The sequence below is a fragment of the Sphingomonas sp. Leaf4 genome, from assembly GCF_920939515.1.
GTDB lineage: Bacteria > Pseudomonadota > Alphaproteobacteria > Sphingomonadales > Sphingomonadaceae > Sphingomonas.
Window position 1 is genome coordinate 1 of sequence record NZ_CAKLBB010000018.1, and the last position, 23,501, is coordinate 23,501.

General features: G+C 66.9%; 27 protein-coding genes. 14 read left to right on the forward strand and 13 right to left on the reverse strand.

Features of this window, described 5'->3' with window-relative positions:
• Positions 1-150: 150 nt before the first annotated feature.
• From LRA89_RS18935 to LRA89_RS18965, 7 genes are all read right to left on the reverse strand, one after another.
• Positions 151-480, reverse strand: a complete 330-nt coding sequence (locus LRA89_RS18935) for a hypothetical protein (RefSeq protein WP_230772546.1) — start codon at positions 478-480, stop codon at positions 151-153.
• Between the two features lie 49 nt (positions 481-529).
• Entirely contained in the window at positions 530-739 is a 210-nt protein-coding gene (locus tag LRA89_RS18940; RefSeq protein ID WP_055759434.1) for a hypothetical protein, read from the reverse strand.
• A gap of 56 nt (positions 740-795) precedes the next feature.
• Positions 796-1,008: a cold-shock protein gene (locus tag LRA89_RS18945; RefSeq protein ID WP_055759437.1), complete on the reverse strand. Its 213-nt coding sequence runs from the start codon at positions 1,006-1,008 to the stop codon at positions 796-798.
• Between the two features lie 203 nt (positions 1,009-1,211).
• Positions 1,212-1,625, reverse strand: coding sequence for a hypothetical protein (locus LRA89_RS18950; protein ID WP_056497910.1), 414 nt, complete (start codon positions 1,623-1,625; stop codon positions 1,212-1,214).
• An 80-nt stretch (positions 1,626-1,705) separates the two neighbouring features.
• Complete coding sequence (gene uvrA, locus LRA89_RS18955; protein WP_230772548.1) at positions 1,706-4,669, reverse strand: excinuclease ABC subunit UvrA; 2,964 nt, start codon at positions 4,667-4,669, stop codon at positions 1,706-1,708.
• Entirely contained in the window at positions 4,666-5,040 is a 375-nt protein-coding gene (locus LRA89_RS18960; protein WP_230772549.1) for a GCN5-related N-acetyltransferase, read from the reverse strand. Before LRA89_RS18960 ends, uvrA begins: the two co-directional genes overlap by 4 nt.
• Positions 5,037-5,843, reverse strand: a complete 807-nt coding sequence (locus LRA89_RS18965; RefSeq protein ID WP_230772550.1) for a DUF1206 domain-containing protein — start codon at positions 5,841-5,843, stop codon at positions 5,037-5,039. Before LRA89_RS18965 ends, LRA89_RS18960 begins: the two co-directional genes overlap by 4 nt.
• Positions 5,844-6,012: 169 nt before the next feature.
• Between LRA89_RS18965 and LRA89_RS18970 the strand changes: the two genes are divergently transcribed.
• The gene (locus tag LRA89_RS18970) at positions 6,013-6,831 is read left to right on the forward strand and encodes an energy transducer TonB (RefSeq protein ID WP_230772551.1); all 819 of its coding nucleotides are present in this window, start codon (positions 6,013-6,015) and stop codon (positions 6,829-6,831) included.
• A 9-nt stretch (positions 6,832-6,840) separates the two neighbouring features.
• Here LRA89_RS18970 and LRA89_RS18975 read toward each other — a convergent pair whose 3' ends face one another.
• Both LRA89_RS18975 and LRA89_RS18980 read right to left on the reverse strand, forming a co-directional pair.
• Positions 6,841-7,299, reverse strand: a complete 459-nt coding sequence (locus LRA89_RS18975; protein ID WP_230772552.1) for a vgr related protein — start codon at positions 7,297-7,299, stop codon at positions 6,841-6,843.
• Entirely contained in the window at positions 7,296-7,730 is a 435-nt protein-coding gene (locus LRA89_RS18980; protein ID WP_230772553.1) for a copper chaperone PCu(A)C, read from the reverse strand. Before LRA89_RS18980 ends, LRA89_RS18975 begins: the two co-directional genes overlap by 4 nt.
• Positions 7,731-7,883: 153 nt before the next feature.
• Here LRA89_RS18980 and dnaK point away from each other — a divergent pair, with 153 nt between their 5' ends.
• From dnaK to LRA89_RS18995, 3 genes are all read left to right on the forward strand, one after another.
• Positions 7,884-9,788, forward strand: a complete 1,905-nt coding sequence (dnaK, locus tag LRA89_RS18985; protein ID WP_230772555.1) for a molecular chaperone DnaK — start codon at positions 7,884-7,886, stop codon at positions 9,786-9,788.
• A gap of 115 nt (positions 9,789-9,903) precedes the next feature.
• Positions 9,904-11,028: a molecular chaperone DnaJ gene (gene dnaJ / locus LRA89_RS18990; protein ID WP_230772557.1), complete on the forward strand. Its 1,125-nt coding sequence runs from the start codon at positions 9,904-9,906 to the stop codon at positions 11,026-11,028.
• Complete coding sequence (locus LRA89_RS18995) at positions 11,021-11,497, forward strand: GNAT family N-acetyltransferase (RefSeq protein ID WP_230772558.1); 477 nt, start codon at positions 11,021-11,023, stop codon at positions 11,495-11,497. The genes dnaJ and LRA89_RS18995 overlap by 8 nt, the downstream gene beginning before the upstream one ends.
• A gap of 182 nt (positions 11,498-11,679) precedes the next feature.
• Here LRA89_RS18995 and LRA89_RS19000 read toward each other — a convergent pair whose 3' ends face one another.
• Genes LRA89_RS19000 through LRA89_RS19010 form a run of 3 tightly spaced genes read right to left on the reverse strand, consistent with a single transcriptional unit; the run spans position 11,680 to position 15,532 of the window.
• Positions 11,680-12,063 (reverse strand): YdbL family protein, encoded by a 384-nt coding sequence (locus LRA89_RS19000; protein WP_055759464.1) that lies wholly within the window; start codon positions 12,061-12,063, stop codon positions 11,680-11,682.
• Between the two features lie 2 nt (positions 12,064-12,065).
• Positions 12,066-12,260, reverse strand: a complete 195-nt coding sequence (locus tag LRA89_RS19005; protein ID WP_055759467.1) for a YnbE family lipoprotein — start codon at positions 12,258-12,260, stop codon at positions 12,066-12,068.
• On the reverse strand, positions 12,257-15,532 hold the full coding sequence (locus LRA89_RS19010) for a YdbH domain-containing protein (RefSeq protein ID WP_230772559.1): 3,276 nt from the start codon (positions 15,530-15,532) through the stop codon (positions 12,257-12,259). Before LRA89_RS19010 ends, LRA89_RS19005 begins: the two co-directional genes overlap by 4 nt.
• A 32-nt stretch (positions 15,533-15,564) precedes the next feature.
• Between LRA89_RS19010 and radC the strand changes: the two genes are divergently transcribed.
• The gene (gene radC / locus LRA89_RS19015) at positions 15,565-16,248 is read left to right on the forward strand and encodes a RadC family protein (protein WP_230772560.1); all 684 of its coding nucleotides are present in this window, start codon (positions 15,565-15,567) and stop codon (positions 16,246-16,248) included.
• On the forward strand, positions 16,245-16,790 hold the full coding sequence (locus LRA89_RS19020; protein WP_230772561.1) for a sugar O-acetyltransferase: 546 nt from the start codon (positions 16,245-16,247) through the stop codon (positions 16,788-16,790). The genes radC and LRA89_RS19020 overlap by 4 nt, the downstream gene beginning before the upstream one ends.
• 59 nt (positions 16,791-16,849) lie before the next feature.
• Here the strand turns inward: LRA89_RS19020 and LRA89_RS19025 are convergent, their stop codons facing one another.
• Positions 16,850-17,317, reverse strand: coding sequence for a hypothetical protein (locus tag LRA89_RS19025; RefSeq protein ID WP_056497903.1), 468 nt, complete (start codon positions 17,315-17,317; stop codon positions 16,850-16,852).
• Between the two features lie 209 nt (positions 17,318-17,526).
• Between LRA89_RS19025 and purB the strand changes: the two genes are divergently transcribed.
• From purB to LRA89_RS19065, 8 genes are all read left to right on the forward strand, one after another.
• Entirely contained in the window at positions 17,527-18,837 is a 1,311-nt protein-coding gene (purB, locus tag LRA89_RS19030; protein ID WP_230772562.1) for an adenylosuccinate lyase, read from the forward strand.
• Positions 18,838-19,006: 169 nt separating this feature from the next.
• A complete protein-coding gene (locus LRA89_RS19035) occupies positions 19,007-19,327 on the forward strand; it encodes an AtpZ/AtpI family protein (protein WP_056497965.1) in 321 nt (106 codons plus the stop codon).
• A gap of 37 nt (positions 19,328-19,364) precedes the next feature.
• Complete coding sequence (locus tag LRA89_RS19040) at positions 19,365-20,150, forward strand: F0F1 ATP synthase subunit A (RefSeq protein WP_055759482.1); 786 nt, start codon at positions 19,365-19,367, stop codon at positions 20,148-20,150.
• A 40-nt stretch (positions 20,151-20,190) separates the two neighbouring features.
• Entirely contained in the window at positions 20,191-20,418 is a 228-nt protein-coding gene (locus tag LRA89_RS19045; RefSeq protein WP_055759484.1) for a F0F1 ATP synthase subunit C, read from the forward strand.
• Between the two features lie 115 nt (positions 20,419-20,533).
• Complete coding sequence (locus tag LRA89_RS19050; protein WP_055759487.1) at positions 20,534-21,025, forward strand: F0F1 ATP synthase subunit B family protein; 492 nt, start codon at positions 20,534-20,536, stop codon at positions 21,023-21,025.
• Positions 21,018-21,653 carry a F0F1 ATP synthase subunit B family protein gene (locus LRA89_RS19055; RefSeq protein WP_230772564.1) on the forward strand — a complete coding sequence of 212 codons (636 nt, stop codon included), beginning with the start codon at positions 21,018-21,020 and terminating at the stop codon, positions 21,651-21,653. Before LRA89_RS19050 ends, LRA89_RS19055 begins: the two co-directional genes overlap by 8 nt.
• A gap of 130 nt (positions 21,654-21,783) precedes the next feature.
• Positions 21,784-22,104, forward strand: coding sequence for a DMT family transporter (locus tag LRA89_RS19060; protein WP_230772565.1), 321 nt, complete (start codon positions 21,784-21,786; stop codon positions 22,102-22,104).
• Positions 22,105-22,379: 275 nt separating this feature from the next.
• Positions 22,380-23,264: a DUF4349 domain-containing protein gene (locus tag LRA89_RS19065; protein WP_230772566.1), complete on the forward strand. Its 885-nt coding sequence runs from the start codon at positions 22,380-22,382 to the stop codon at positions 23,262-23,264.
• Positions 23,265-23,501 lie beyond the last annotated feature (237 nt).

Consider the following 23,501-nt stretch of genomic DNA (forward strand, 5'->3'; position numbering starts at 1 on the left):
CCGCAGGTCCATCGATAACGGCTTGCCCATCTGACCGGCCTCCTGTCGCCGGTGACAGGCTTGAATCAGACTTCAGTCCCCTTGGGAATCCCTCAACGATTCACGCCGTTCGGATTATGCTCTAGGCCGATGTCGCTCCGGTCAAGCCAGTCAGCCGATTTGCGAACGCATGCTGCCGCGCGGTTCGACGATCGTCGGCACCGGGCCGGTCGCGGGGCGCAGTCCTTCGCGCTCGCTTGCCGGTACGGCGGCGGTGGGATCGGGACGGAACGCTTCTGGCGCACGACCGGTCGACCCGGGGCGGGGCTGGTCCAGCGCGAGATCGGGGGCGGTATGTTCGGCATTGCCCGGACGCCGTCGGGCGAGCAGGACGCCGAAAAGGCCGACGGCGACACCGGTCGCGGCGAGCGCCAGGGTGCGGATTGTTGAAATGCCGGCCGTTGGCGGCATTTTCACTTTATGGTTGGTATGCTTGACCATCATCGTTCCTTTTGCGTCATCCCGATAACGGGCGGAACGAGCGAAGGGTTCAATTGGCCGTGGCAGGATCGGTCCGCTTGGCGGTTGCGGCTTCGCGGATCAGGCGCTGTTCGGTCGTGCGTTCGGCACGGTCGGCCATCGCGGTCCACGCCTGTTCGGCGCGCAGGCAGCGATCACGCACATTGTCGAGCGTCGCGGCATCGGCATTCGCCCGCTCGACGGCGGCACGGGTGCGATAGGCTTCGGGGCTGTCTGCCAAGGGTCGGGTCTTTCGGCTGAATGCGGGCGCGCCGGAAGGCGCGCCCGGTACACGGATCAGTCAGCGGCAGTCAGGTTGACTGCGCTCATCTTGCCGCGACGGTCTTCTTCCAGTTCGTAGCCGACGCGCTGATTCTGGTTCAGCGTAATCATGCCGGCGCGCTCAACGGCCGAAATGTGAACGAAGGCATCGTTGCCGCCATTGTCCGGCGCAATGAAACCATAGCCCTTGTCGGTGTTGAAGAATTTGACGGTACCAAGAATGGCCATGAAGATTTTCCTTCCAAGCGTTCCGGGCGGCGGAACAGCCCGCGCCCGTTGCCAGAGGCAGCAGGGAAAGAAGGACCATGCCGCAAAGCAGGAAACCGTCGATTTGCGACTGTAGCGGCCTGTAGATGGTAACTGGACGAACGAATACAAGGGGCCGGAGCGGCAGAACCGCCCCGGCCCCTCGACTTTGATCCGCGCTGGCGTCAGCGGCAGCGGACGTTGTTGCGATCGATCGCCTTGCCACCTGCCGCACCGGCAACGCCGCCGATGATCGCGCCGAGCAGGCCCGACCCGCCGGGGGCGATCGCGGTGCCGAGCGCGCCGCCCGCAAGGCCACCGATAATCAGGCCGGTGGTGCCGTCGTTGCGGCGGCAATAATAGCGGCCGTCCTGCCCGACATAGACCCGCTCGTTCGACGACAGGCGGCGCTCGTTATAGCGGCGGTCGTCGCGATAATAGCGCGCGGCGTCATAGCCGTTGTAGGCGGGATCGGGGCGGTCCCAATCGTACCGGCTGTAGCCACCGGCGTCAGCATAGCGGGGACTGCCCATGCCATAGTCCGAGCAACCGGAAACCAGCGTCGCGGCAGCGACGATGCCGAGGGTGAGCGCGCGCATGAGACGATCCTTCACTTGATGCAGATGAAGTCGAAATGTCGCGCGCGCTCGGATGTTCCTTCGACGTCGCTATCGGTCGCTCACTCCGCCGCCTGCGCCTTGGCCGGGGTCAGCAGCGGCTTCAGATAGCGTCCGGTAAAGCTGCCCTCGACCGCAGCGACCTTTTCCGGGGTGCCTTCGGCGACGACGCGGCCGCCCTTCACGCCGCCTTCGGGTCCCATGTCCAATATCCAGTCGGCGGTCTTGATGACATCCAGATTATGTTCGATCACCACCACGGTATTGCCCTGTTCCACCAGTTGGTGGAGTACTTCGAGCAGCTTGCGCACATCCTCGAAATGCAGCCCTGTGGTCGGTTCGTCGAGAATGTAGAGCGTGTTGCCGGTCGCGCGTCGCGCCAGTTCCTTGGCCAGCTTCACCCGCTGCGCCTCGCCACCCGACAGCGTCGTCGCCTGTTGGCCAACCTTGACATAGCCCAGGCCGACCTCGGCGAGCATCGCCATCTTGTCGCGGATCGGCGGCACCGCCTTGAAGAACTCGACCGCGTCCTCGACGGTCATGTCGAGCACGTCGGCGATGCTGTGCCCCTTGAACTTCACCTCCAGCGTTTCACGATTGTAGCGCGCGCCGTGGCAGACATCGCATTCGACATAGACGTCGGGCAGGAAGTGCATCTCGATCTTGAGCACGCCGTCGCCCTGGCATGCCTCGCACCGGCCCCCCTTCACGTTGAAGCTGAACCGGCCGGGCTTGTAGCCGCGCGCCTGCGCTTCGGGCAGTCCGGCGAACCAGTCGCGGATCTGGGTGAAGGCACCGGTGTAGGTCGCCGGGTTCGACCGCGGGGTGCGGCCGATCGGCGACTGGTCGATGTCGATCACCTTGTCGAGATATTGCAGCCCAGTGATCTTGTCATGCTTGCCCTGCACGATCCGCGCGCCGTTCAGCGTGCGGGCGGCGGCGGCATAGAGCGTGTCGATGGTGAAGCTCGACTTGCCCGATCCCGACACGCCGGTGATGCAGGTGAAGGTGCCGAGCGGCAGCGACGCGGTAACGCCGGTCAGGTTGTTGGCGGTGGCATTATGCACCGTCAGTTTCTTGCCATTGCCCTTGCGACGTTTCTCCGGCAGCGGCACCGATCGCGTGCCATTGAGGTAATCGGCAGTGATCGATCCCTTGGCCTTGAGCAACTGTTTCAGCGTTCCCTTGGCGACGACTTCGCCGCCATGGACGCCCGCGCCCGGCCCCATGTCGATCACGTAATCGGCGGTGCGGATCGCATCCTCGTCATGCTCGACCACCAGCACGGTGTTGCCAAGGTCGCGCAGCCGCCGCAGCGTCGCGAGCAGCATGTCGTTGTCGCGCTGGTGCAGTCCGATCGATGGTTCGTCGAGAACGTAGAGCACACCCGACAACCCGCTGCCGATCTGGCTGGCGAGGCGGATGCGCTGGCTTTCGCCGCCCGACAGCGTGCCGCTGGTCCGGTCGAGGTTGAGATAATCGAGCCCGACATTGTTGAGGAAGCCCAGCCGCTCGACGATTTCCTTGAGGATCGACTGGGCGATCGCCTTTTGCTGGTCGTTGAAATGCTCGGGCAGCGCCTCGAAGAAGCGCAGCGCGTCGACCACCGACAGATGCGTGGCATAGGCGATGTCCTGCATCGCCACCTTCACCGCCAGCGCTTCGGGCTTCAGCCGCGCGCCGTGGCAGGTTTCGCACGGCTGCGACGCCTGATATTTCGACAGTTCCTCGCGCATCCACGCGCTTTCGGTCGACAGCATCCGCCGGTTGAGGTTGCCGAGCACCCCCTCGAACGGCTTCTTGACGTCATAGGACTTCTTGCCGTCGATAAAGGTCAGCGTCACCGGCTTGCCGGCGGTGCCGTGCAGGATCACCCGCTGCGCCTCTTCGGGCAATTCCTTCCACGGCGTGTCGAGCGAGAAGGCGAACGCCTTCGCCAGCGACCCCAGCACCTGCATGTAATAGGGAGAGGGCGGATTGGATTTCGCCCAAGGCACCACCGCACCCTTCTTGATGCTCAGCTCGTGATTGGGGACGATCAGGTCCTCGTCGAACTCCAGCCGTTCGCCAAGGCCATCGCACGCCGGGCACGCGCCCTGCGGGGCGTTGAAGCTGAACAGGCGCGGTTCGATCTCGCTGATCGTGAACCCGCTGACCGGACAGGCGAATTTTTCCGAAAACACGATGCGGTTGTCGGGGATGCCGGCACCTTTCAGCTTGCCGGTCTGCGGCGCGGCCTCGGTCGCACGATCGCCCTGTTCGCTGGGGATCGGCGGATTGCCCGACTGCGCTTGCGCGACCGTGGTGTCGACCAGATCGACATAGGCCAGCCCATCCGCCAGCTTGAGCGCCGTCTCGAAACTCTCGGCAAGGCGCGTCGCCGCTTCCGGGTTCACCACCAGCCGGTCGACGACGATCTCGATGTCGTGCTTGAACTTCTTGTCGAGCACCGGCGCATCCTCGATCAGATGCACTTCGCCGTTCACCCGCACGCGCTGGAACCCGGCCTTCTGCCACTCCGCCAGCTCTTTGCGATACTCGCCCTTGCGCCCGCGCACGACCGGGGCCAGCAGCAGCAGCCGCGTGCCCTCGGTCAGCACCAATACCCGGTCGACCATCTGGCTGACGGTCTGCGCGCTGATCGGCAGGCCGGTCGCGGGCGAATAGGGGACGCCGACCCGCGCCCAGAGCAGGCGCATATAGTCGTAGATTTCGGTGACGGTCGCGACGGTCGAGCGCGGGTTGCGGCTCGTCGTCTTCTGCTCGATCGAGATGGCGGGGGAGAGGCCCTCGATATGCTCGACATTGGGCTTCTGCATCAGTTCGAGGAACTGGCGCGCATAGGCCGACAGCGACTCGACGTAGCGCCGTTGCCCCTCGGCATAGATGGTGTCGAACGCGAGGCTCGACTTGCCCGACCCGGACAGCCCGGTGATGACCGTCAGCGTATCGCGCGGGATGTCGATGTCGACGCCCTTGAGGTTGTGCTCCCGCGCACCGCGGACGGAGATATGGGTCAGGCTCATGCGGTCCGTTCTATCTTCGTTCTTGTGGATTGGCCAGAGCGGGACATGGGGTTCGCGCCGTCCGGTTTCGAGGGGGCAAGTTTGCCGCGCCAGTCGAGCGAGCGGCGGTTGAGGTCGGCCATGTCCCGGGTTCCGGCAATCGCCGTTTCGCCAAGCGCGACCGCCCGTTCGAGGATGGCGACGTCGGCATGGGTATAGGCGGGGCGCCCCGCGACATGATCGTACCACCGCCCGCCACAGGCATTGTCGAGCAGGATACGCTGGAAACAATGATCGGCGCGGACCGGCCAGCCGCGCGACCCAGCGAGTGCGGGCAGGGTCCGGCGGGTCAGTTCCATCCAGCGGGCTTCGAGCGCGGGTCGATCGTTCACGCCGGCAGATCGACGGTAATCCGCCGCCAGCGAGCCTCGACCATGCTGTAGACCCCGAATGCGATGAAGCCGAGTCCGGTTGCGGCGAGAAGCCATTGGCCGCCCGACTGGCGCTGCAACGTCGCGAGGGCATGGGCCATGCCACCCACCTTGCTGGCATTGGCCGCCCATGCCGCCGTGGCGAAAAACACGGCGATCAGCGCGAAGACCAGCGCCCGCGCGCCATAGCCGATCCGTCCGATCGTGCAGACATGCGCCGGGATCGGTGCGCCCGCCGAAAGGTCACGGACGAAACCGCCGTCCCATGCCTTCTTCGCCTGTTGTGCCGCCGCCGCGATCAAACCGCAGGCGACCAGCGCTACCAGTCCGCGGCCGAGCGGCTGGTCGAGCAGCCATGCGGTCCAGTCGTGCGTGCTTTCCTCGCCGCCCACCCGGCCACCGGCGCTGGTGGTGTGCATCGCCAGTCGCGCGGCGGTCCATGCGAGGATGACATGGGCGATCCCGCTGATCGCATGGCCGGCGCGCCGGAAGGCGCCTTTCAGCGACGTTCCCCGCGCCTCGGGATCGGTCAGTGCCTCGGTCAGCCGCCACAGCGCATAGCCGGCCAGCCCCGCTGCCATCAGTCCCAGCAGCACTTCCCCGAACGGCTCGTCGGCAAGGCTGGCGATCGCGCCCTGATTGTCGCCGACCTTGCCCCCGCGCAGCGCGGCATCGATCGCGAACCACCCGACGATCCAGTAGACGATGCCACGCGCCGCAAAGCCGAGACGGGCGAGAAGGGTAGCACCGGTACGGGTGGTCATCACGGGCAAGGCTTTCGGACAGGGCGTTCGGATCGTTTCGCTGCGCCAACCAATCGATATGGCGCGAAGTTCCGGTGGGTTACGCTTGCCCGACCGGCGCGCACGATGCTGCTTGCGAACGGCGGCGCCATGCGAAATGGTCATGGTCCGGCAGGGAGGAACAGAGCGGATGATGCGGTGGACAATGGCGGCGATGCTTCTGACGGGACAGACCCCCGCCACCGCGCCGCTTGCTCCGGTTTCCAGTTGGAACGTGGAATATGCCGACGACCTTTGCGTCGTCAGCCGGGCCTATGGCGATGTGGCAACGCCGATCACCATCGGGTTCAAACCGACGCCGTTCGGCGATACCATCCAGTCGGTGGTGTTCGGTCCGCGCTCGCGGCTTGGTCCACAGGGCGAGATCGACGTCACGCTATCGACCCCGTCCGGGACCGTCGATGAACCGGGCAAGGGGACGCGCGTTCACCTGCCCGACGGCAAGCGCGCCGCGATCACCTATTATATTTCCAGACAATCGCTGGAACGACTGGTCGACAGCCCCGTCGTGACGATGCGTGCCGGGCGCAGCGCGCCGCTGACGGTGGCATTGTCGTTGCGGCAACCGGTCCTGGCCGCCTTGAGACGCTGCGAAGCCGATCTGTTGCAGCATTGGGGATATGATGCCTCCAAAATTGCCGCGGTAGCAACCCGTGCAGGTCCGGCACCGGGCGACAATCCCAGACGCAACTGGATCACGCCCGACGATTATCCGACCGCCGCCTTTATCGCGCGCAAGCAGGGGCGGGTGCTGATCGGCTGGACGATCTCGCCGCAGGGGCGGGTAGCGGATTGCAGGATATTGCGATCCTCGGGGGTGGCGGATCTGGATACCGCCGCCTGCGACGCCGTGACCAGGCGCGGGCGCTACAGTCCGGCACTGGATGCCGCGGGCAAGCCGGTCAAATCCTATTCGACGCGCTACGTGACCTGGCAGTTGCCGGGCTAAGGCCGCGCGTCACCTGCCGAACGGCAGCAGCGCCTCGTACACCTCCAGCGGCGGCTTGTCTGCCAGCCGCACCCCCTGCCGCAACAGGAAGGCATGCCGCACGATCTCGCCCTGCTGCTCGATGCCATAGGCGTCGAACGGCTTGGCCGGTACGATCGTGTAGCGATAGGTGCAGAAGGGGTGACGCATCAGCGGCAGCCAGTAGCGGCCCCGGTGCTGCGTCTGATGGATGTGCATCATCTCATGCAGGAACAGCGCGGCGAGATCGCGCCCGGCCGACGCGAAATCGTCGCGGTAGAGCGTGCCCTGCGGATGGAAATGGATGCAGCCGGTCGGCGCCATCGCGACCTGTTTTGGTTGGAAGAACGCCCATTTCGCGTTCGCGACGCGCGCCCGGTCATAGGCGATGGTATCGCCGAACATCGTGCGGGCGAGATCGACTTCGGCCGGAGTGAGCGGGCGCTTCATTCGGGAACTGGATCGCCCGCACCGACCAGCCGGGCGGCAACGGTGACGTCCCCTTGCCGGTCGAACCGGAAGGTTAGCGGGATCGTGCCTCCCGCGCGCAGATCGCCGGTCAGATCGAACAGCATCGCATGCGCGCCGCCGGGTTTGAGAGCGGCCGTCCGGTCACGCGGCAGCGGCAGGCGTTGCAACGGCCGCATCCCTGCCATGCCGCCATGACCGTTCATGCTCTCGTGCAATTCGACGCGGCCCGCCGCCGGGGTGGTGATGCCGATCAACGCATCGTCGGACGATCCGGGGGAGAGGATGGCGTAGGCCGCCGCCGGCCGTCCCGGCACGGCGGGCAGGCGTACCCAGGCGTCATCGACTGTCGTCGGCGGCTGACATCCCGCCAGCATCGCTGCCATCATCAGCCCCGGCCACCGTGTCTTCACGCCCACGCTCCCACTTCGATACGGTTCCCTATGCCCGGCATAATCTTGCGGCAAGGCGAACCCTGCCTATATCCGCCGACGTAACGACCCGTGAGCGCCTCCCCAGGCGGCGGGTTTCAGGCATTCTTTCAACCCGGGGGCCAATGAGGGACCATGGCTAAAGTTATCGGCATCGATCTGGGCACGACCAACAGCTGCGTCGCGGTGATGGAGGGCGGAAGCCCCAAGGTCATCGAAAATGCGGAGGGCGCGCGTACCACGCCGTCGATCGTCGCCTTCGCGAAGGACGGCGAGCGGCTGATCGGCCAGCCCGCCAAGCGTCAGGCGGTGACGAACGGCGACAACACGATCTTCGCGGTGAAGCGCCTGATCGGCCGCCGCTTCGACGATCCCGTCACCAAGAAGGACACCGAGCTGGTTCCCTACGCGATCGCCCGTGGTCCGAACGGCGATGCGTGGGTGAAGGCGGGTGGCGAGGAATATTCGCCGTCGCAGATCAGCGCGTTCATCCTGCAGAAGATGAAGGAAACGGCGGAGTCGTATCTCGGCGAAACCGTGACGCAGGCGGTCATCACCGTGCCGGCGTACTTCAACGATGCCCAGCGTCAGGCGACCAAGGACGCCGGCAAGATCGCCGGCCTCGAAGTGCTGCGCATCATCAACGAGCCGACGGCGGCAGCGCTCGCCTATGGTCTCGACAAGGACAACAACAAGACCATCGCGGTCTATGACCTTGGCGGCGGCACCTTCGACATCTCGGTCCTCGAGATCGGCGACGGTGTGTTCGAGGTGAAGTCGACCAACGGCGACACCTTCCTCGGCGGTGAGGATTTCGACGCCAAGATCGTCCAGTTCCTGGCGGACGAGTTCAAGAAGGTCGAAGGCATCGATCTGACCAAAGACAAGCTGGCACTGCAGCGGCTGAAGGAAGCTGCGGAAAAGGCCAAGATCGAGCTGTCCTCGACGCAGACGACCGACGTCAACCTGCCGTTCATCACGGCGGATGCGACCGGTCCGAAGCACCTCGTCAAGTCGATCACCCGCGCCGATCTGGAACGGCTGGTCGAGGATCTGGTCAAGCGGACGCTCGAGCCGTGCAAGAAGGCGCTGGCTGATGCCGGCGTGCAGGCGAGCGCGATCGACGAGGTCGTGCTGGTCGGTGGCATGACGCGCATGCCGCGCGTCCGCGAAGTCGTGAAGCAGTTCTTCGGCAAGGAGCCGCACACCGGCGTGAACCCCGACGAGGTCGTGGCGATCGGTGCCGCGATTCAGGCCGGCGTGTTGCAGGGTGACGTGAAGGACGTGCTGCTGCTCGACGTGACCCCGCTGTCGCTGGGCATCGAGACGCTGGGCGGCATCATGACGCGGATGATCGATCGCAACACGACGATCCCGACCAAGAAGAGCCAGGTCTATTCGACCGCCGACGACAATCAGCAGGCAGTGACGATCCGCGTGTTTCAGGGCGAGCGCGAAATGGCCGCCGACAACAAGATGCTCGGCCAGTTCGATCTGGTCGGCATCCCGTCGGCCCCGCGCGGCGTGCCGCAGATCGAGGTCACGTTCGACATCGACGCCAACGGCATCGTCAACGTGTCGGCCAAGGACAAGGGCACCGGCAAGGAACAGCAGATCCGCATCCAGGCCTCGGGCGGCCTGTCGGACGGCGACATCGACCAGATGGTGCGCGATGCCGAGCAGTTCGCCGAAGAGGATAAGAAGCGGCGTGCGTCGGCGGAAGCGAAGAACAACGCCGAATCGCTGATCCACACCACCGAGCGTCAGCTCGCCGACAATGGCGACAAGGTCGACGCTGCACTCAAGTCCGAGATCGAGGCGGCGATCGCCGAGACGAAGTCGGCGGTCGAAAGCGGCGACAGCGAGCGCATGACCGAAAAGAGCCAGGCGCTGGCGCAGGTCGCGATGAAGCTGGGTCAGGCGATCTACGAAAAGCAGCAGCAGGCAGAAAGCGCGCCCGCTGCCGATGCCACCGCGGACAAGGCCGACGACGTGGTCGACGCCGAGTTCTCGGAAGTGGACGACAGCCAGAAGGCGTAAGGACTGCTCCCTCTCCCCTTCAGGGGAGAGGGCCGGGGAGAGGGGGGTTACGTTGCGTGATTTCCCCTCTCCCAACCCTCTCCCCTGAAGGGGAGAGGGCTTTTGGGGTTTTCCGATGACCACCGAAGTCGATTTCTACGAACTGCTCGAATGCGAGCGCACCGCGGATGCAGGCACGATCAAATCGTCCTATCGCAAGCTCGCGATCCGGTATCATCCCGACAAGAATGCCGGCTGCAAGGACAGCGAGGCCAAGTTCAAGGCGATCAACGAGGCCTATGACTGCCTGAAGGATCCGCAGAAGCGCGCGGCCTATGATCGCTACGGCCATGCCGCGTTCCGGCAGGGGGCGGGCGGCCCCGGCGGCGGCGGTGCGCAGGATTTCAACGGCTTTTCCGATATTTTCGAAAGCGTGTTCGGCGAGTTCATGGGTGGCGGGCGGCAGGGCCGTGCCGGCCCCCGGCGCGGTGCCGACCTGCGCTACGACATGGAAGTGTCGCTCGAGGAAGCCTATCACGGCCATCAGACGCAGATCACCGTCGATGTCTCGACCGCGTGCAGCCCGTGCGGCGGCAGCGGTGCGACGCCGGGAACCAAGGCGCGGACCTGCCAGACCTGCGCCGGCCACGGCAAGGTGCGGGCGCAACAGGGGTTCTTCGTCGTCGAACGCGCCTGCCCGACGTGCCACGGCGCGGGGCAGGTAATCGCCGATCCATGCCCGGTCTGCAACGGCGAGGGCCGGGTCGAACAGACCAAGACGTTGCAGGTCAACGTGCCCCCCGGCGTCGATGAGGGCACGCGCATCCGTCTGACGGGTGAGGGTGAGGCGGGTGCGCGCGGTGCGCCGTCGGGCGACCTCTACATCTTCCTCCACGTCAAACGCCATGCGCTGTTCGAACGTGAGGGCACGGCGCTCCATGCCCGCGCGCCGATCAGCTTCACGACGGCGGCGCTGGGCGGGACGATCGATATTCCGGGGCTGGACGGTGCGACCCACAGCATCCGTATTCCTCCCGGCATCCAGTCGGGCAAGGAATTGCGCCAGCGCGGCGCGGGCATGCCGGTGCTGCAGGGACGCGGCCATGGCGACATGGTGATCCATATCGAGGTCGAGACGCCGACCCGGCTGTCGGCGCGGCAGAAGGAACTGCTCGAAGCCTTCCGCGAAACCGAAACCGGCGAGGAATGCCCCGAATCGAGCGGCTTCTTCGGCCGATTGAAGACCGCCCTCGGTGGCTGAGTGGCGTCGGGCGACGGCGGCGGATGCGTCCGCCGTCGCCATACTCGCCCGCGCCGAGCTGGGCGAGTATGGCGAGACGGCGGGACTATACGCCGAACGGATCGCGCTGGCCCCGGCGGGGTGCCACGTGCTGATCGCCGACGATACGGTCTTCGGCCATTGCATCAGCCATCCGTGGCGGCGGTTCGCGCCGCCGGCGATGCACGCGATGCTGGGCAGCGTTCCAACGAACGCCGACTGCTGGTATCTCCACGACGTCGTCGTCGCGGGCGAGGGGCGGGGACAGCGTGCCGTCGAGCGGTTGCTGCCACTGCTCATAGAGGCAGCACGCGCGAAGGGCATCGAAACGCTTGCACTGATCGCCGTCGGCGGGGCCGACGGATACTGGTCACGGCTCGGTTTTCGTCCCGTGGCCGGCGGCGCGGAGGGGTTCGGACCCGACGCCGTCTATATGGAACGTCCCGCTTAGCGACCGATCCGTTGCAGCGGAAGCGTCGCCCCAGCGAAGGCCGGGGCCTCAAGCGGCTCCTGTCTCGCGCTATCCGCGAGAGATCCCAGCCTTCGCCGGGATGACGCATGCTTCATGGTGGCTGGACTGGCCTTCAATCCGCTCGCCATCCCGGCTTGAGCCGGGACGACGGCCGTTACCTCTCAAACGCAGCGCGGATCGCGCTCCGCCGGGCCGCTGCCCCGGGTCGCCCATTCGCCGCCCGGCGTCTTGTATTTCTCGCCCGGCTTGGTCTGGGCGACCAGGTTGCAGCCCGAGACGAACGCGAACTGCTCGACGGTCGCGCCGGCCTGCGCGCCGCGGGTATAGGCGGCCTTGCGCTGGATATTGATGTTGGCGACCAGTGCGCGCAGATCGGCCGATCCGCCACCGACGACACCCAGATAGCCATCGGGCTGTTCGCCGACCTGGCCGGCCGCGCGCGCCGCCTGATAGGCCGGATCGCGCTGCGCCCATGCGGTGCCCGCGATTCCGCCGATCGCCACCAGCGCCGCTGCGGCAAGGCCGAATTTAACAAATGCGTGCATGGTCAGAATATCCCTGGATTGTCCTGGATCAGCGTCTTCGCCTCACCATCGAGACGATACACCACTTCCTGCGTGATGTTGATGTTGAGATTGATGACGATCGGCTTGTCGGGCGCGGAAACGTTCACGCACCCACCGGCGGCCAGCGCCGCCGCTCCGATCGTCAGGAATCGCATCCTCGTCACCGTTTCGCTCATGGCACAGTCTCGCTTTCGGATGGCTGAATGGTGGTATCGAGCGGGGCGGGGGGCAAGCCCTGTTCCTGCCGCCGCTGTTCGGCCTGAAGTGCTGGCAGATTGCGTTCGATCAACCGTTTGGGATCATAATAATTCTGCACCGAATCGATCAGTTGGCGGAAGGGCGCCTTGATCCGCACGTTGAACACGAACGGCAACCGCGCGAGGCGGCGGATCAGGAAATTGCTGTAGGTGCCCTGACCCTGGCTGACGCCCGAGAAGCGGATCGCCGTCACCATCTCGCCCGCCAGCGGCCCGTCCATCTCGATCGTCAACCCGCGATAGTTCATCGATTTGAGTGCCTGGAACGCCAGATTGCCCCAGAAGCCGACATCCTCCTTGGTGACGTCGCCGACGTAGGACAGGTTGCCCGACCCACGCGATTGCAGCTTGCCGCCCTCGATCCGTCCGCCGTTGGCATCGAAGATCATCGGCAGCACGCCGTCGAACGTGCCCGAGGCGTTGATGTTGTCGAACTGGAATTGTTGCAGGAACAGCCCGGCGTTCACGCCCGTCACGCGGAAGGTGAGCCGGCGTTGCTGGTCCTCGGCGAAATCGAGGATCGTCGGCTCCAGCACCATCTCACCACCGCCGATCGGCCAGCGCCCACCCTCGATCTGCACGCGCTGCCCTTCGATCAGGCGATAGCGGACGACGCCATCGGTGACGGCGATGCCCGGATTGACTTCGGCAAGCGTGACGACCTGTCCCGGCGCACTGACGAGGCCGAGCAGGTCGGTGAAGCGGATTTCGCCCGACAGCCCGCTGACCGGACCGAAGGCGGCGGCAAGATCGGTGCCGGCGGTGCGGAAAACGCCGGTGCTGGTGACACCTTGCGGCGACCATGCGATGTCGCCGCGTCCCGACACGCTGCCCTTCACATCGGCGACGACGCCGAAGGTCAGCCGGGTCAGTTCGTTCGGCTGGAACGAATCGCCGAAGGTGATGCCGGGCACGTCGAGCACGGCCCCGCCGCGACCGCTGGCGAGATCATGGGTGATCGCCACATCGGTGACTTTGACGCCCTTCGCCGGATGTTTCAGCGTGCCGCCCGCGCGGATCGTGTTGCCGTTCAGCGTCAGGGTGAAGTCGTCGCTGCGCAGCGGCTCGAACCGGGGGGCTGCATCGGCATCGCGCACGCCGACCGTGCCGTTCAGCGTCAAGATGCCTTGGCGCAATGCCCAATCGCCCGCCGCTTCGCGGATCAGCAGCGGGACGTTGCCGATCTGGCCTTCCCCACCGGTGAACCCGCCGGTGACGCTACCATTCGCGATCCGTCCGGTCAGGGTGCCGATGTCGAGCAGGCTGACCCGATCGGGCGTGCCGAGCCGGGTCCGCACGCCGCTCAGCGCGAAGCCGAGGTCGCCCATGCCGAACCGCGCGCCAGCCGCACCCAGCGTCAGCGGCGATCCGCCGAGCATCCCGTTGAGCGTTAGCGGACCGGCCGTCACGCCGCCGCCGATCCGGCCGTTCGCCAGCCGCAGCATCGCCCCGTCGATCGCGCAGAGCCGGGTGCGAACCGGCGAGAGGCGCAGCGCCGATACCCGCAACCCATCGAACGCAACCGGGGTGCAACCGGGATTGACGCTGATCGAAGTCGCCCCGTTCCAGCGCGCGTCAATCGGCAGGTGCAGATTGTCGATCCGTCCGTCGGCAAGCGGTCCCGACAGCGTCGCTTCGGTTTCGATCCGGGTGCCGCCGTCGGGGGCGACGCGGAAGCGGACCGGGGTCAGCGCCAGTCGGGCATCGCCGGCGGCGTAGGGCTGCACGGTCGCCGTGCCGCTCACCGCCGCGCCCGGCGCGGACTGGCGCAGGCGGACCCGCGCATCGGGCAGGCCGCCGCCGGCCATCGCGACCATGCCGTTCAGCGTCACGCCCTTGCCCGATACCCACCGCACCGGCCCGTCGGTGAGCGAGAGACGCGCTCCGCTGGCGCTGCGAACGGCGGCGCTGTCGATCCGGGCGGCGAGGGGGCGGGCCGCCAGCCGTGTAGTCACGTCGAACCGGGTGGCGGCACGAGCGGCGGCACCGGCGGCGGCGCGCGCCAGCGGATCGAGCGGTGAGCCGGCAGCGACCTGCCTCGCCGAAGCGATGCCGGCGATCGTCGCGCGCGGCAGCGTCACGCCGGCGGCCGACACCCGTCCCTCGAACGCTGGCGCTCCTTCCAGCGCGTAGCGGCCATCGATACCGAGCCCCGCGCCGCTCGCCTGCGGCAAGGCGAACGCGCCCGAGGTGAGGTCGATCGTCCCGCGCGTCGCGCCGGCCTGTCCCTCGAAGGCGATGGTGCCGGCGATGTCGGCGACGCGCGTTGTAGGGGCAGTCACGCGCGCGGCGCGGATGCCGGCCTTGCCCCGCCAGCGATCGAACGTTTCGCCGAGCGACAGGTCGAGATCGGCGACCGGCACCACCACCGCGACTTCGCCACAGGCGGCCCGTTGCGCCCGAACCGGCCCCGTCACCGACGGTCGCCCACCCACGATGCGCACTGACAGCGCGCTCGCCAGCCGTTCGATCTTGCAGCCGTTGAACGCCAACGCTTCGGACACCGCCGCCAGTCGCCCGGTGAAGCCATCGCGCAACCGGCCCTTGCCCGCGACCTTCAGGCCGACGATGCCATAGGGCGTGGTCAGCCGGATGCGGCCATCGTTCACCGTGACGGCGAAGTCCGGCAGCGCGAACGGCTTGCCCGAGGGCGGCGGCAAAAGCTTGTCGATCTCCCCGAACGATACCGTGCCGTCGGGGCGCAGCGTGGCACGCAACCGCGCCTGACCGACGCGGGCACCGGTCACGCGCGCGCCGTTCAGCCCGATATTGGTGTCGACATCGACCCAGTCGGCGACCAGATCGGGGCGGCTTGGGTTCCCGATCACCACATCGACCAGCCGTTGTCGCCCGAAGCCGATCTCGGCGACGCGGTAGCGCGCGCTGACGCCGCGCCGTTCGAGTTCGCGGCGGACGAGATTGTCGGCGATCGGCTTGCGCTGCGTCCACAGGAGCGCCGCGATCGACAGGACGATCAGGCACACGAACAGCAACATGCGCACGAAGCGCCGCCGCATCCGGCCGCGTGGGCGGGCGTCGGTCGTCACCGCGTCGCTGTCGCCACCGCTCAGACCATCCACTCCGCTGCCACGCCCCGTCTCGTTGCCGCTCCACCGCGTCAGGTCAAGCGCGGCAAGCCCCGAGCGGTTCCGCCAGCGCAACGAAAAGTCGCTGTCGCTGACCTCTCGCACAGGGCCGGCCGATCCGCTACCGGTGGTCGGCGATGAGCACGCCAGACACCGACGGCACCGGCCACCGCGCGCGCCTGCGCGAGCGTTTGGTGACTCACGGTGGCGAGGGTCTGCTCGATCACGAACTGATCGAATATCTGTTGATGCTCGTCATCCCACGCCGCGATACCAAACCGCTCGCCAAGATGCTGCTCCACGAATTCGGCGGGATCGGCGGATTGTTGGCGGCGGATCCGCTGGCGCTGGGCAAGGTCGCCGGCATGGGCGAGCATTCGGTCGCCGCGATCCGCATCGTCCAGTGCGTGGCGACGCGGATGTTGCAGGCACAGGTCATCGCCCGGCCCGTGCTGTCGAGCTGGCAGGCGCTGCTCGATTATCTCCACGCCGATATGGCGCACCACGCGATCGAACGGATTCGCGTGCTGCACCTGAACAGCCGCAACATGTTGATCCGCGACGAACTGGTGGCCGAAGGCACGATCGACGAAGCCCCGATCTATACCCGCGAAGTGATCCGCCGCGCGCTCGACCTCGGCTCGGCGGCGCTGATCCTCGTCCACAATCACCCGAGCGGCGATCACAGCCCCAGCCGCGCCGACATCGACCTGACCCGCACGATCGCGGCGGCGGGCAAGCCGCTGGGCATCACCGTCCACGATCATCTCATCATCAGCGCCAAGGGCCACACCAGCCTGCGCTCGCAAGGAATGATATGAAGACCGAAAAGCAGAAGATGATCGCCGGCGAGCTGTATGACGCCAGCGACGCCGAACTGGTCGGCGATGTCGCCGCTGCGGGGGCATGGATGGACCGCTACAACGCCTCGCTGTCGTGGAGCCCCGACGATCGCCTGCCGCTGCTGCGCGAACGGCTGGCGCGGGTGGGGGCGGGGGTCAACATCCGCCCGCCGTTCCATATCGACTATGGCTACAACATCACCGTCGGGGACGCGGTGTTCGTCAACTTCGGCTGCGTGATCCTCGACGTGTGCGCGGTCACGATCGGCGACCGGACGCAGATCGGGCCGGGCGTGCAGATCCTCGCGGCCGATCACCCGCGCGATCCGGCGGTGCGCGCGCAGATGGTGGAGTTCGGCCGGCCGGTGACGATCGGCGCGAATGTGTGGATCGGCGGCGGCGCGATCCTGGTGCCGGGCGTCACCGTCGGCGACGACGCGCTGATCGGTGCCGGCGCGGTCGTGACCCGTGACGTGCCGGCGGGCTCTACCGTCGTCGGCAATCCGGCGCGGGTGCGATAAAAAACCGCCGGGATTTCTCCCGGCGGTCAGGCGCTGCATCAAAGGGGGCGTGCCGGAAATCAGGCGCTCTGGCTCAGGAAGCTCGTCAGTTCGGCCTTCGACACCGCTTTCGACTTGTCCTTGTCGGCCTGGGCGAACGCCTGTTTCACCCACGCCTTCACGTCGGGCTTGTCGGCCGAGGTGGCGGGATCGCTCGCCGAGCGGAGCGCGACCATCCATTCGCCGAACTGGCTTTCGGTCAACTGGCCCTTCCCGTCCTTGTCGTATTTCGGGAATTCGGCCTCGACGATCTGCGCGATCTGCTCGCCCGACGCGGGCTGACCGGCTTCGGCGGTCGTCTGCGCGGTCTGCGTCGCGGGATCGGGCTGCGTTGCCGGAGCGGCCTGTTCCGGGGCGGCGGCAGTCGTCGCATCGTCCGACGCCGTCGTCGGCGCGGCGGGTGCAGTCGTCTGGGCGGGGGTGGCGGTTTGCGCAAATGCACTGCCCGAGATCAGCAGGGCACCGGCGAAAAGAACTGGCTTCATCATCGAATTACTCCTTTACGGATTGGTTCGGGTATTCAACGCCGCATTCCGTGTTGCTCGGAACGACTTGGCGGTGATGGAACCCATCTATGTCGTTTCGGTTTCGATGAAACCCCCTTCTGTCATATTTCTGTCGCACGACAGGCTCGATTCACCCGCGACATGTTGCTAGGGCGCGGCCAACCGTTCGACGCTCCAGAAAAGGTCCGCCCATGATTCCGCGCTACTCCCGCCCCGAAATGTCCGCGCTGTGGCAACCGCAGGCCCGGTTCCGCATCTGGTTCGAGATCGAGGCGCATGCGACCGACGCGCTCGCCGATCTGGGCGTGGTGCCGCGCGAGGCGGCCGAGAAGATCTGGGCGATGAACGATGCCGATTTCGATGTGGAGCGGATCGACGAGATCGAGGCGGAGACGAAGCACGACGTCATTGCCTTCCTGACCCATGTCTCCGAGCGGACCGGGCCGGAAGCACGCTTTCTACATCAGGGGATGACCAGCTCCGACGTGCTCGACACGTGTCTTGCGGTGCAACTGGCGCGCGCGTCGGACATATTGCTCGCCGATCTCGACAAGCTGCTCGACGTGATCGAGCGCCGTGCCCGCGAACACAAGCTGACCCCGACGATCGGCCGCAGCCATGGCATCCACGCCGAACCCGTCACCTTCGGCCTCAAGCTGGCGCAGGCCTATGCCGAGTTCGACCGCTGCCGCACGCGGTTGCGCAACGCTCGCGCCGAAGTGGCGACCTGCGCGATTTCGGGCGCGGTCGGCACCTTCGCCAACATCGATCCGGCGGTCGAGGCGCATGTCGCCGACAAGATGGGTCTGACGATCGAGCCGGTATCGACGCAGGTCATCCCGCGCGACCGCCACGCGATGTATTTCGCGACGCTGGGCGTCATCGCCGGATCGATCGAGCGGCTGGCGACCGAAATCCGCCACTTGCAGCGCACCGAGGTGCTGGAGGCCGAGGAATATTTTTCGCCGGGGCAAAAGGGCTCGTCGGCGATGCCGCACAAGCGCAACCCGGTGCTGACCGAAAACCTGACCGGCCTTGCCCGCATGGTGCGCGGCTATGTGACGCCGGCGCTGGAGAATGTCGCGCTGTGGCACGAGCGCGACATCTCGCACTCCTCGGTCGAGCGCTACATCGGGCCGGACGCGACGATCACGCTCGACTTCGCGCTGGCGCGGCTGACCGGGGTGATCGACAAGCTGGTCGTCTATCCGGCGCGGATGGAGAAGAACCTCAACAAGATGGGCGGCCTCGTCCATTCGCAGCGCGTGCTGCTGGCGCTGACCCAGGCCGGGGTCAGCCGGGAGGATTCGTACCGCTGGGTCCAGCGCAACGCGATGAAGGTGTGGGAATCGGACGGCGAACTGTCGCTGCTCGAACTGCTCAAGGCCGACGCCGACGTAGCCGCCGCGCTGTCGGCGGAGGAGATCGAGAGCCGGTTCGACCTTGGCTATCACTACAAGCACGTCGACACGATCTTCGCCCGGGTGTTCGGCAAGGCGTGATATGCGGAGGGGGAGCGGCAGGCGCTCCCCCTCCATTCATCGCTCCGAAAGGTTCTCGCGCGAACGCTGTGGTTGACTCGAAACCGTCACCTTCCTAAAGCGCGGCTGCCTTGGCGGGCTCGCCATCCGGCGTATTTCCGGCCCGGCCGAAAGGTCTTGGGGAGGGATGATGGCGGAGAACGAGCCCGGACTGGACCCCTTGCCCGAAGATGCCCGGATCACGTCGCTCGACGAGCGGCTGAAACGGGCGAAGACGGACGAGGCGATCCGTACCGGACAGGGGCGCGATGATGCCGGCGAGCGGAACTACCGCCTCGGCAATCGCGTGCTGGCCGAACTGATCGGGGGAATGGTCGGGGGGGCGGTGATCGGGGGAACGCTCGATTATCTGCTCGGCACCTCGCCTTGGCTCCTGCTCGTGCTGCTCTCGCTAGGGATCGTCAGCGCGTTCAGGAACATCATCAGGATTTCGAACCGGCGCCCGGACTGAACGTTTCGGGCGCCTTGGCATATCGGGGCGAAGCGACGTGGCGCAGGCAGGCAAGATCGATCCGATGCACCAGTTCGAGGTGCAGACGATCTTCAACATTCCGCTGGGCGACCATGTCCTGCCGTTCACTAATTCGGCGCTGTGGATGATCGTGGCGGCCGCCGCGCTGTTCGTGTTCATGATCGGCGGCATGAAGCAGCAGGCGATTCCGGGCCGCTGGCAGATGGCGGTCGAGGGCTTCACCGGCTTCATCGACAAGTTGCTCGCCGCGAATATCGGGCACGAAGGGCGCAAGTACCTTCCGTACGTTTTCTCGCTGTTCATGTTCATCCTGTTCGCGAACGTCGTCGGCCTGCTGCCCTTCGGGCTGATCGGGCTGCACCCGTTCACCGTCACCAGCCACTTCACCGTCACCGGCGTGCTGGCGATCGCCAGCTTCTCGATCGTGCTGGTCGTCGGGCTGTTCAAGCACGGCCTGCGCTTCTTCAGCCTGTTCGCGCCCAAGGGCACGCCGATCCCGGTGCTGATCCTCGTCGCGCCGATCGAGTTCGTGTCGTTCATGGTTCGCCCGTTCAGCCTCGCGCTGCGGTTGTTCGTCGCCATGACCGCCGGGCACATCCTGCTGAAGGTGCTGGCCGGGTTCATCATCAATTCCACCGCGACGGGCGTCGGCGTCGGGCTGCTGGTCAGCCTGCCGAGCTTTGCGCTGATGGTCGGCGTCTCGGCGCTCGAAATGCTGGTCGCCGGCGTGCAGGCCTATGTCTTCGCGCTGTTGACCTCGCTCTACATCAACGATGCCGTGCATCTGCACGACCATCACTGATCCCATCCAACCAACTGATTTACCTCAAGGAGTTTTCGACATGGAAGCAGACTCGATCAAGCTGCTCGGCGCCGGTCTGGCCGCGATCGGTGCGGGCCTCGCCGCACTCGGCGTGGGCAACGTGTTCGCCGCGTTCCTCCAGGGCGCGCTGCGCAACCCGTCGGCCGCTGCTGGCCAGCAGGGCAACATGTTCATCGGCTTCGCCGCTGCCGAGCTTCTCGGCCTGCTGGCGTTCGTCGTCGCCGTGCTGCTGATCTTCGTCGCGTAACCATACGTGACACCACCGGTGCGGGGATAGGCCCGCACCGGTCCGCCGGCGCCGTTCAAGGGGCCGGTTTCGGACCGGGCATCTGCCCGGCCGACCAATTGATACGGGACGTTTCATGCCGCAAATCGAGCAGCTTGCCGCGACGTGGGGGTCGCAGGTCTTCTGGCTGGTGCTGACCTTCGGCATCGTCTTCCTGGTCGTGGGCCTGGGCATGGTGCCCAAGGTGCAGGGCACGGTGGACCAGCGCGACAAGGGCATCGCCGCCGATCTCGCCGCCGCCGATGCGGCGCGGGCACAGGCCGATGCCACCGAGGCGGCATGGCGCACCCGCGAAAACGCCAGCCGCGAGGCAGCGCAAAAGCTGTTGGCTGATGCCCGCGCGCGTGGCGCAGCCGCGACTGCCGAACGGCTGGCCGTGGCCAATGCCGAGGTGCAGGCCCGCGTGACCCAGGCCGAGGCCGACATCGCCGCGCAGAAGACCTCGGCGCTCGCCGAGATCGAGGGCGTGGCCGTCGGCGCCGCGCAGGCGATCGCCGAGCGCGTGGCCGGCGTGCAGGTCAGCGAACAGGACGCGCAGCGCGCGGTGAAGGCGGTACTCCATGGCTAATGCACGGGTCGGTGGCGGGGCCGCCGAAGAAAATCTGTCGCAGGTGGTCCATAACGAGGGCCTGCCCAAGACCGGCGGCGACGCGGTCGAGAGCGCGCACGGCGGCGTTACGGGCGTGCCCCATCAGGAGCCGACCGCGCTGTTCCTCGACGCGACCGGATGGGTCAGCGCGGCGATGCTGCTGTTCCTGATCGTGCTGGCGGTGAAGGGCGTTCCCGCCGTGATCGGCCGGCTGCTCGACGGGCAGATCGCCGCGATCCGCACCCGGCTGGACGAGGCGCGCGTGCTGCGGGCCGAGGCCGAGGCGCTGCGCGACGAATATGCCGCGAAGATCGCCGGGATCGAGGCGCAGGCCGCCGAGATGGTCGCCCATGCCGAGGCCGAGGCGCAGGGCCTGCTGGCGAAGGCCGAGGCCGACGCCGCCGACCTGACGCAGCGCCGCGCCAAGATGGCGACCGACAAGATCGCCGCCGCCGAGCGCGCCGCCATCGCCGAGGTCCGCGCGACCGCCGCCGATGCCGCCGCCAAGGCCGCGACGACGCTGATCGCCGAGCGGATGGCCGGTGGTGCCGACCGCGCGCTGGTCGACCGGACGATTGCCGGTCTGGGTGGTGCCCGGCTGAACTGATCCTGTTGCTGTTTGCGTGAAAGCGCCGCCCCGCCGACCGGCCGGGCGGCGCTTTTCCGTTTTTGCCACGGCCTCTTTCGGGTTTCCGGCCGTGCCCTGCCTTGTCCGAGCCCGCAAATGGAGAACCGATATGGCATGGGCCATCTTGGGCGTTGCGGTCGTGTGCGAGATCATCTGGGCACTCAGCCTGAAATGGGCAGCGGGGCAGGCGACGCTGGCGGCGTCGGCGGTGCCGATCACCTTGTCGTTCGTGAACATGGGACTGCTCGCGCTGGCGATGCGCGGCATTCCGGCGGGAACTGCCTATGCGGTGTGGACCGGATTGGGCGCGGTCGGGGTCATCATCGGCGGGGCGATCCTGTTCGGGGAACGGATCGCGCCGGTGCAGGCGGGGTTCATGGTGCTGATCGTGATCGGCGTGGTGGGCACGAAACTGTTCGCGCAGGGGTGAGGTAAACCTTCCAGGCGAAGGTTCCGCGGCGCGGCCCTTCGCAGCGGGCTGATCGGACGATCTCAGTCAACGGGCAGAGTATAGGGCGGGCGCGGTCTGTAGGGCAGCGTCCGCTTTTCTGCGTTCCGTCGCAGGGACCTCGACCGGCACGGGATGCGGCGTGGCGTTCGGCCGGCGAAGGTTACACCTGCGCGTCGTGGCGGGCGTTCCGGCCGATTGACCGGGGCGCGTTGGACAGGTCATGCTGCGGTTTCACCCAAGGGGGAGCGGGGCGGATGCGGTGGCGGGCGGTAGTGCTAGGCGCGGTGCTGACATTGGCGGCGTGCGGCGGCGGGCGGGAGATGCAGCAGCAGCGCTCCGATGCAATGATGGAGTATGACGTGCAGGAGCCGCCCGCCGGAGCGCCAGGCGCGCCGCCGGCGTCGGGATCGCAGGTCGCGTACAGTTATACCGTTCGCTATGCGTTCGACCGGCCCGGCGTCGCTGCGGTGCAGGGCCAACAACTGGCGCTGTGCCGCAAACTCGGCCCCACACGCTGCCTGGTCGTCAGCTCGACGCTCAACGATCCGGGCTCGGACGAGCATGTCGTCACCGACGAGGCGGTGCTGCTGATCGATGCGCGTCAGGCGGAGGCGATGATGCGCCGCTTCGACGCGATCGCCGATGCGGGCGGCGCACGCCGGGCGCTGCGATCGGTCGAGGCCGAAGATGTGACGCGGCAGATGATCGATGCCGAGGCGGCGGTCCGCGCCAAGCAGGCGCTGGCCGAACGGCTGCTGACGATCATCCGGTCGGGCAACGGCAAGGTCGGCGAACTGGTCGAGGCGGAGCAGGCCTACGCCAAGACCAACGAGGAACTGGAGGCGGCGAAGGCGACCCGCGCGACGCTGGCGCAGCGCGTCGCGATGTCGCGGCTGGCGATCAGCTATGCGTTCAACGACCTGCCCGGCGGATCGTCGCCGGTCGCGGCGAGCATCGCCACGGCGGGCGATACGCTGTCGAGCAGCGTCGCGGCGCTGGTGACGTTTCTGGTCGCCGCATTGCCATGGGTGGTGGTGGGCGTGCCGCTGTTGTGGGGCCTGCGCCGCATCGCGCGACGCCACGGGTGGCGGTTGCCATGGTGGCGGCGAAACGATGCGGTGGTGCCGGAGCGGGAGTAACGGTGTGATCGCGCACCGGGTCGCACCGTCTCCGATGGCGTTGCTCCGCGCGGGAGTGGACGGGGTTCGCTCCCGGGTCGTCGCACGCCGGGTGCGGGACGACGGGGTTGGCAACGACATCGCTGATGCCCGATCCGGCCGAGGACTGTGCCCGATGAGCGTTGCCGGGGGGGTCGTGGCCGGTATGACGATCGCCTGAGGGGAACATGATGTCGGGGATCAGACGTGAGGGGTTGG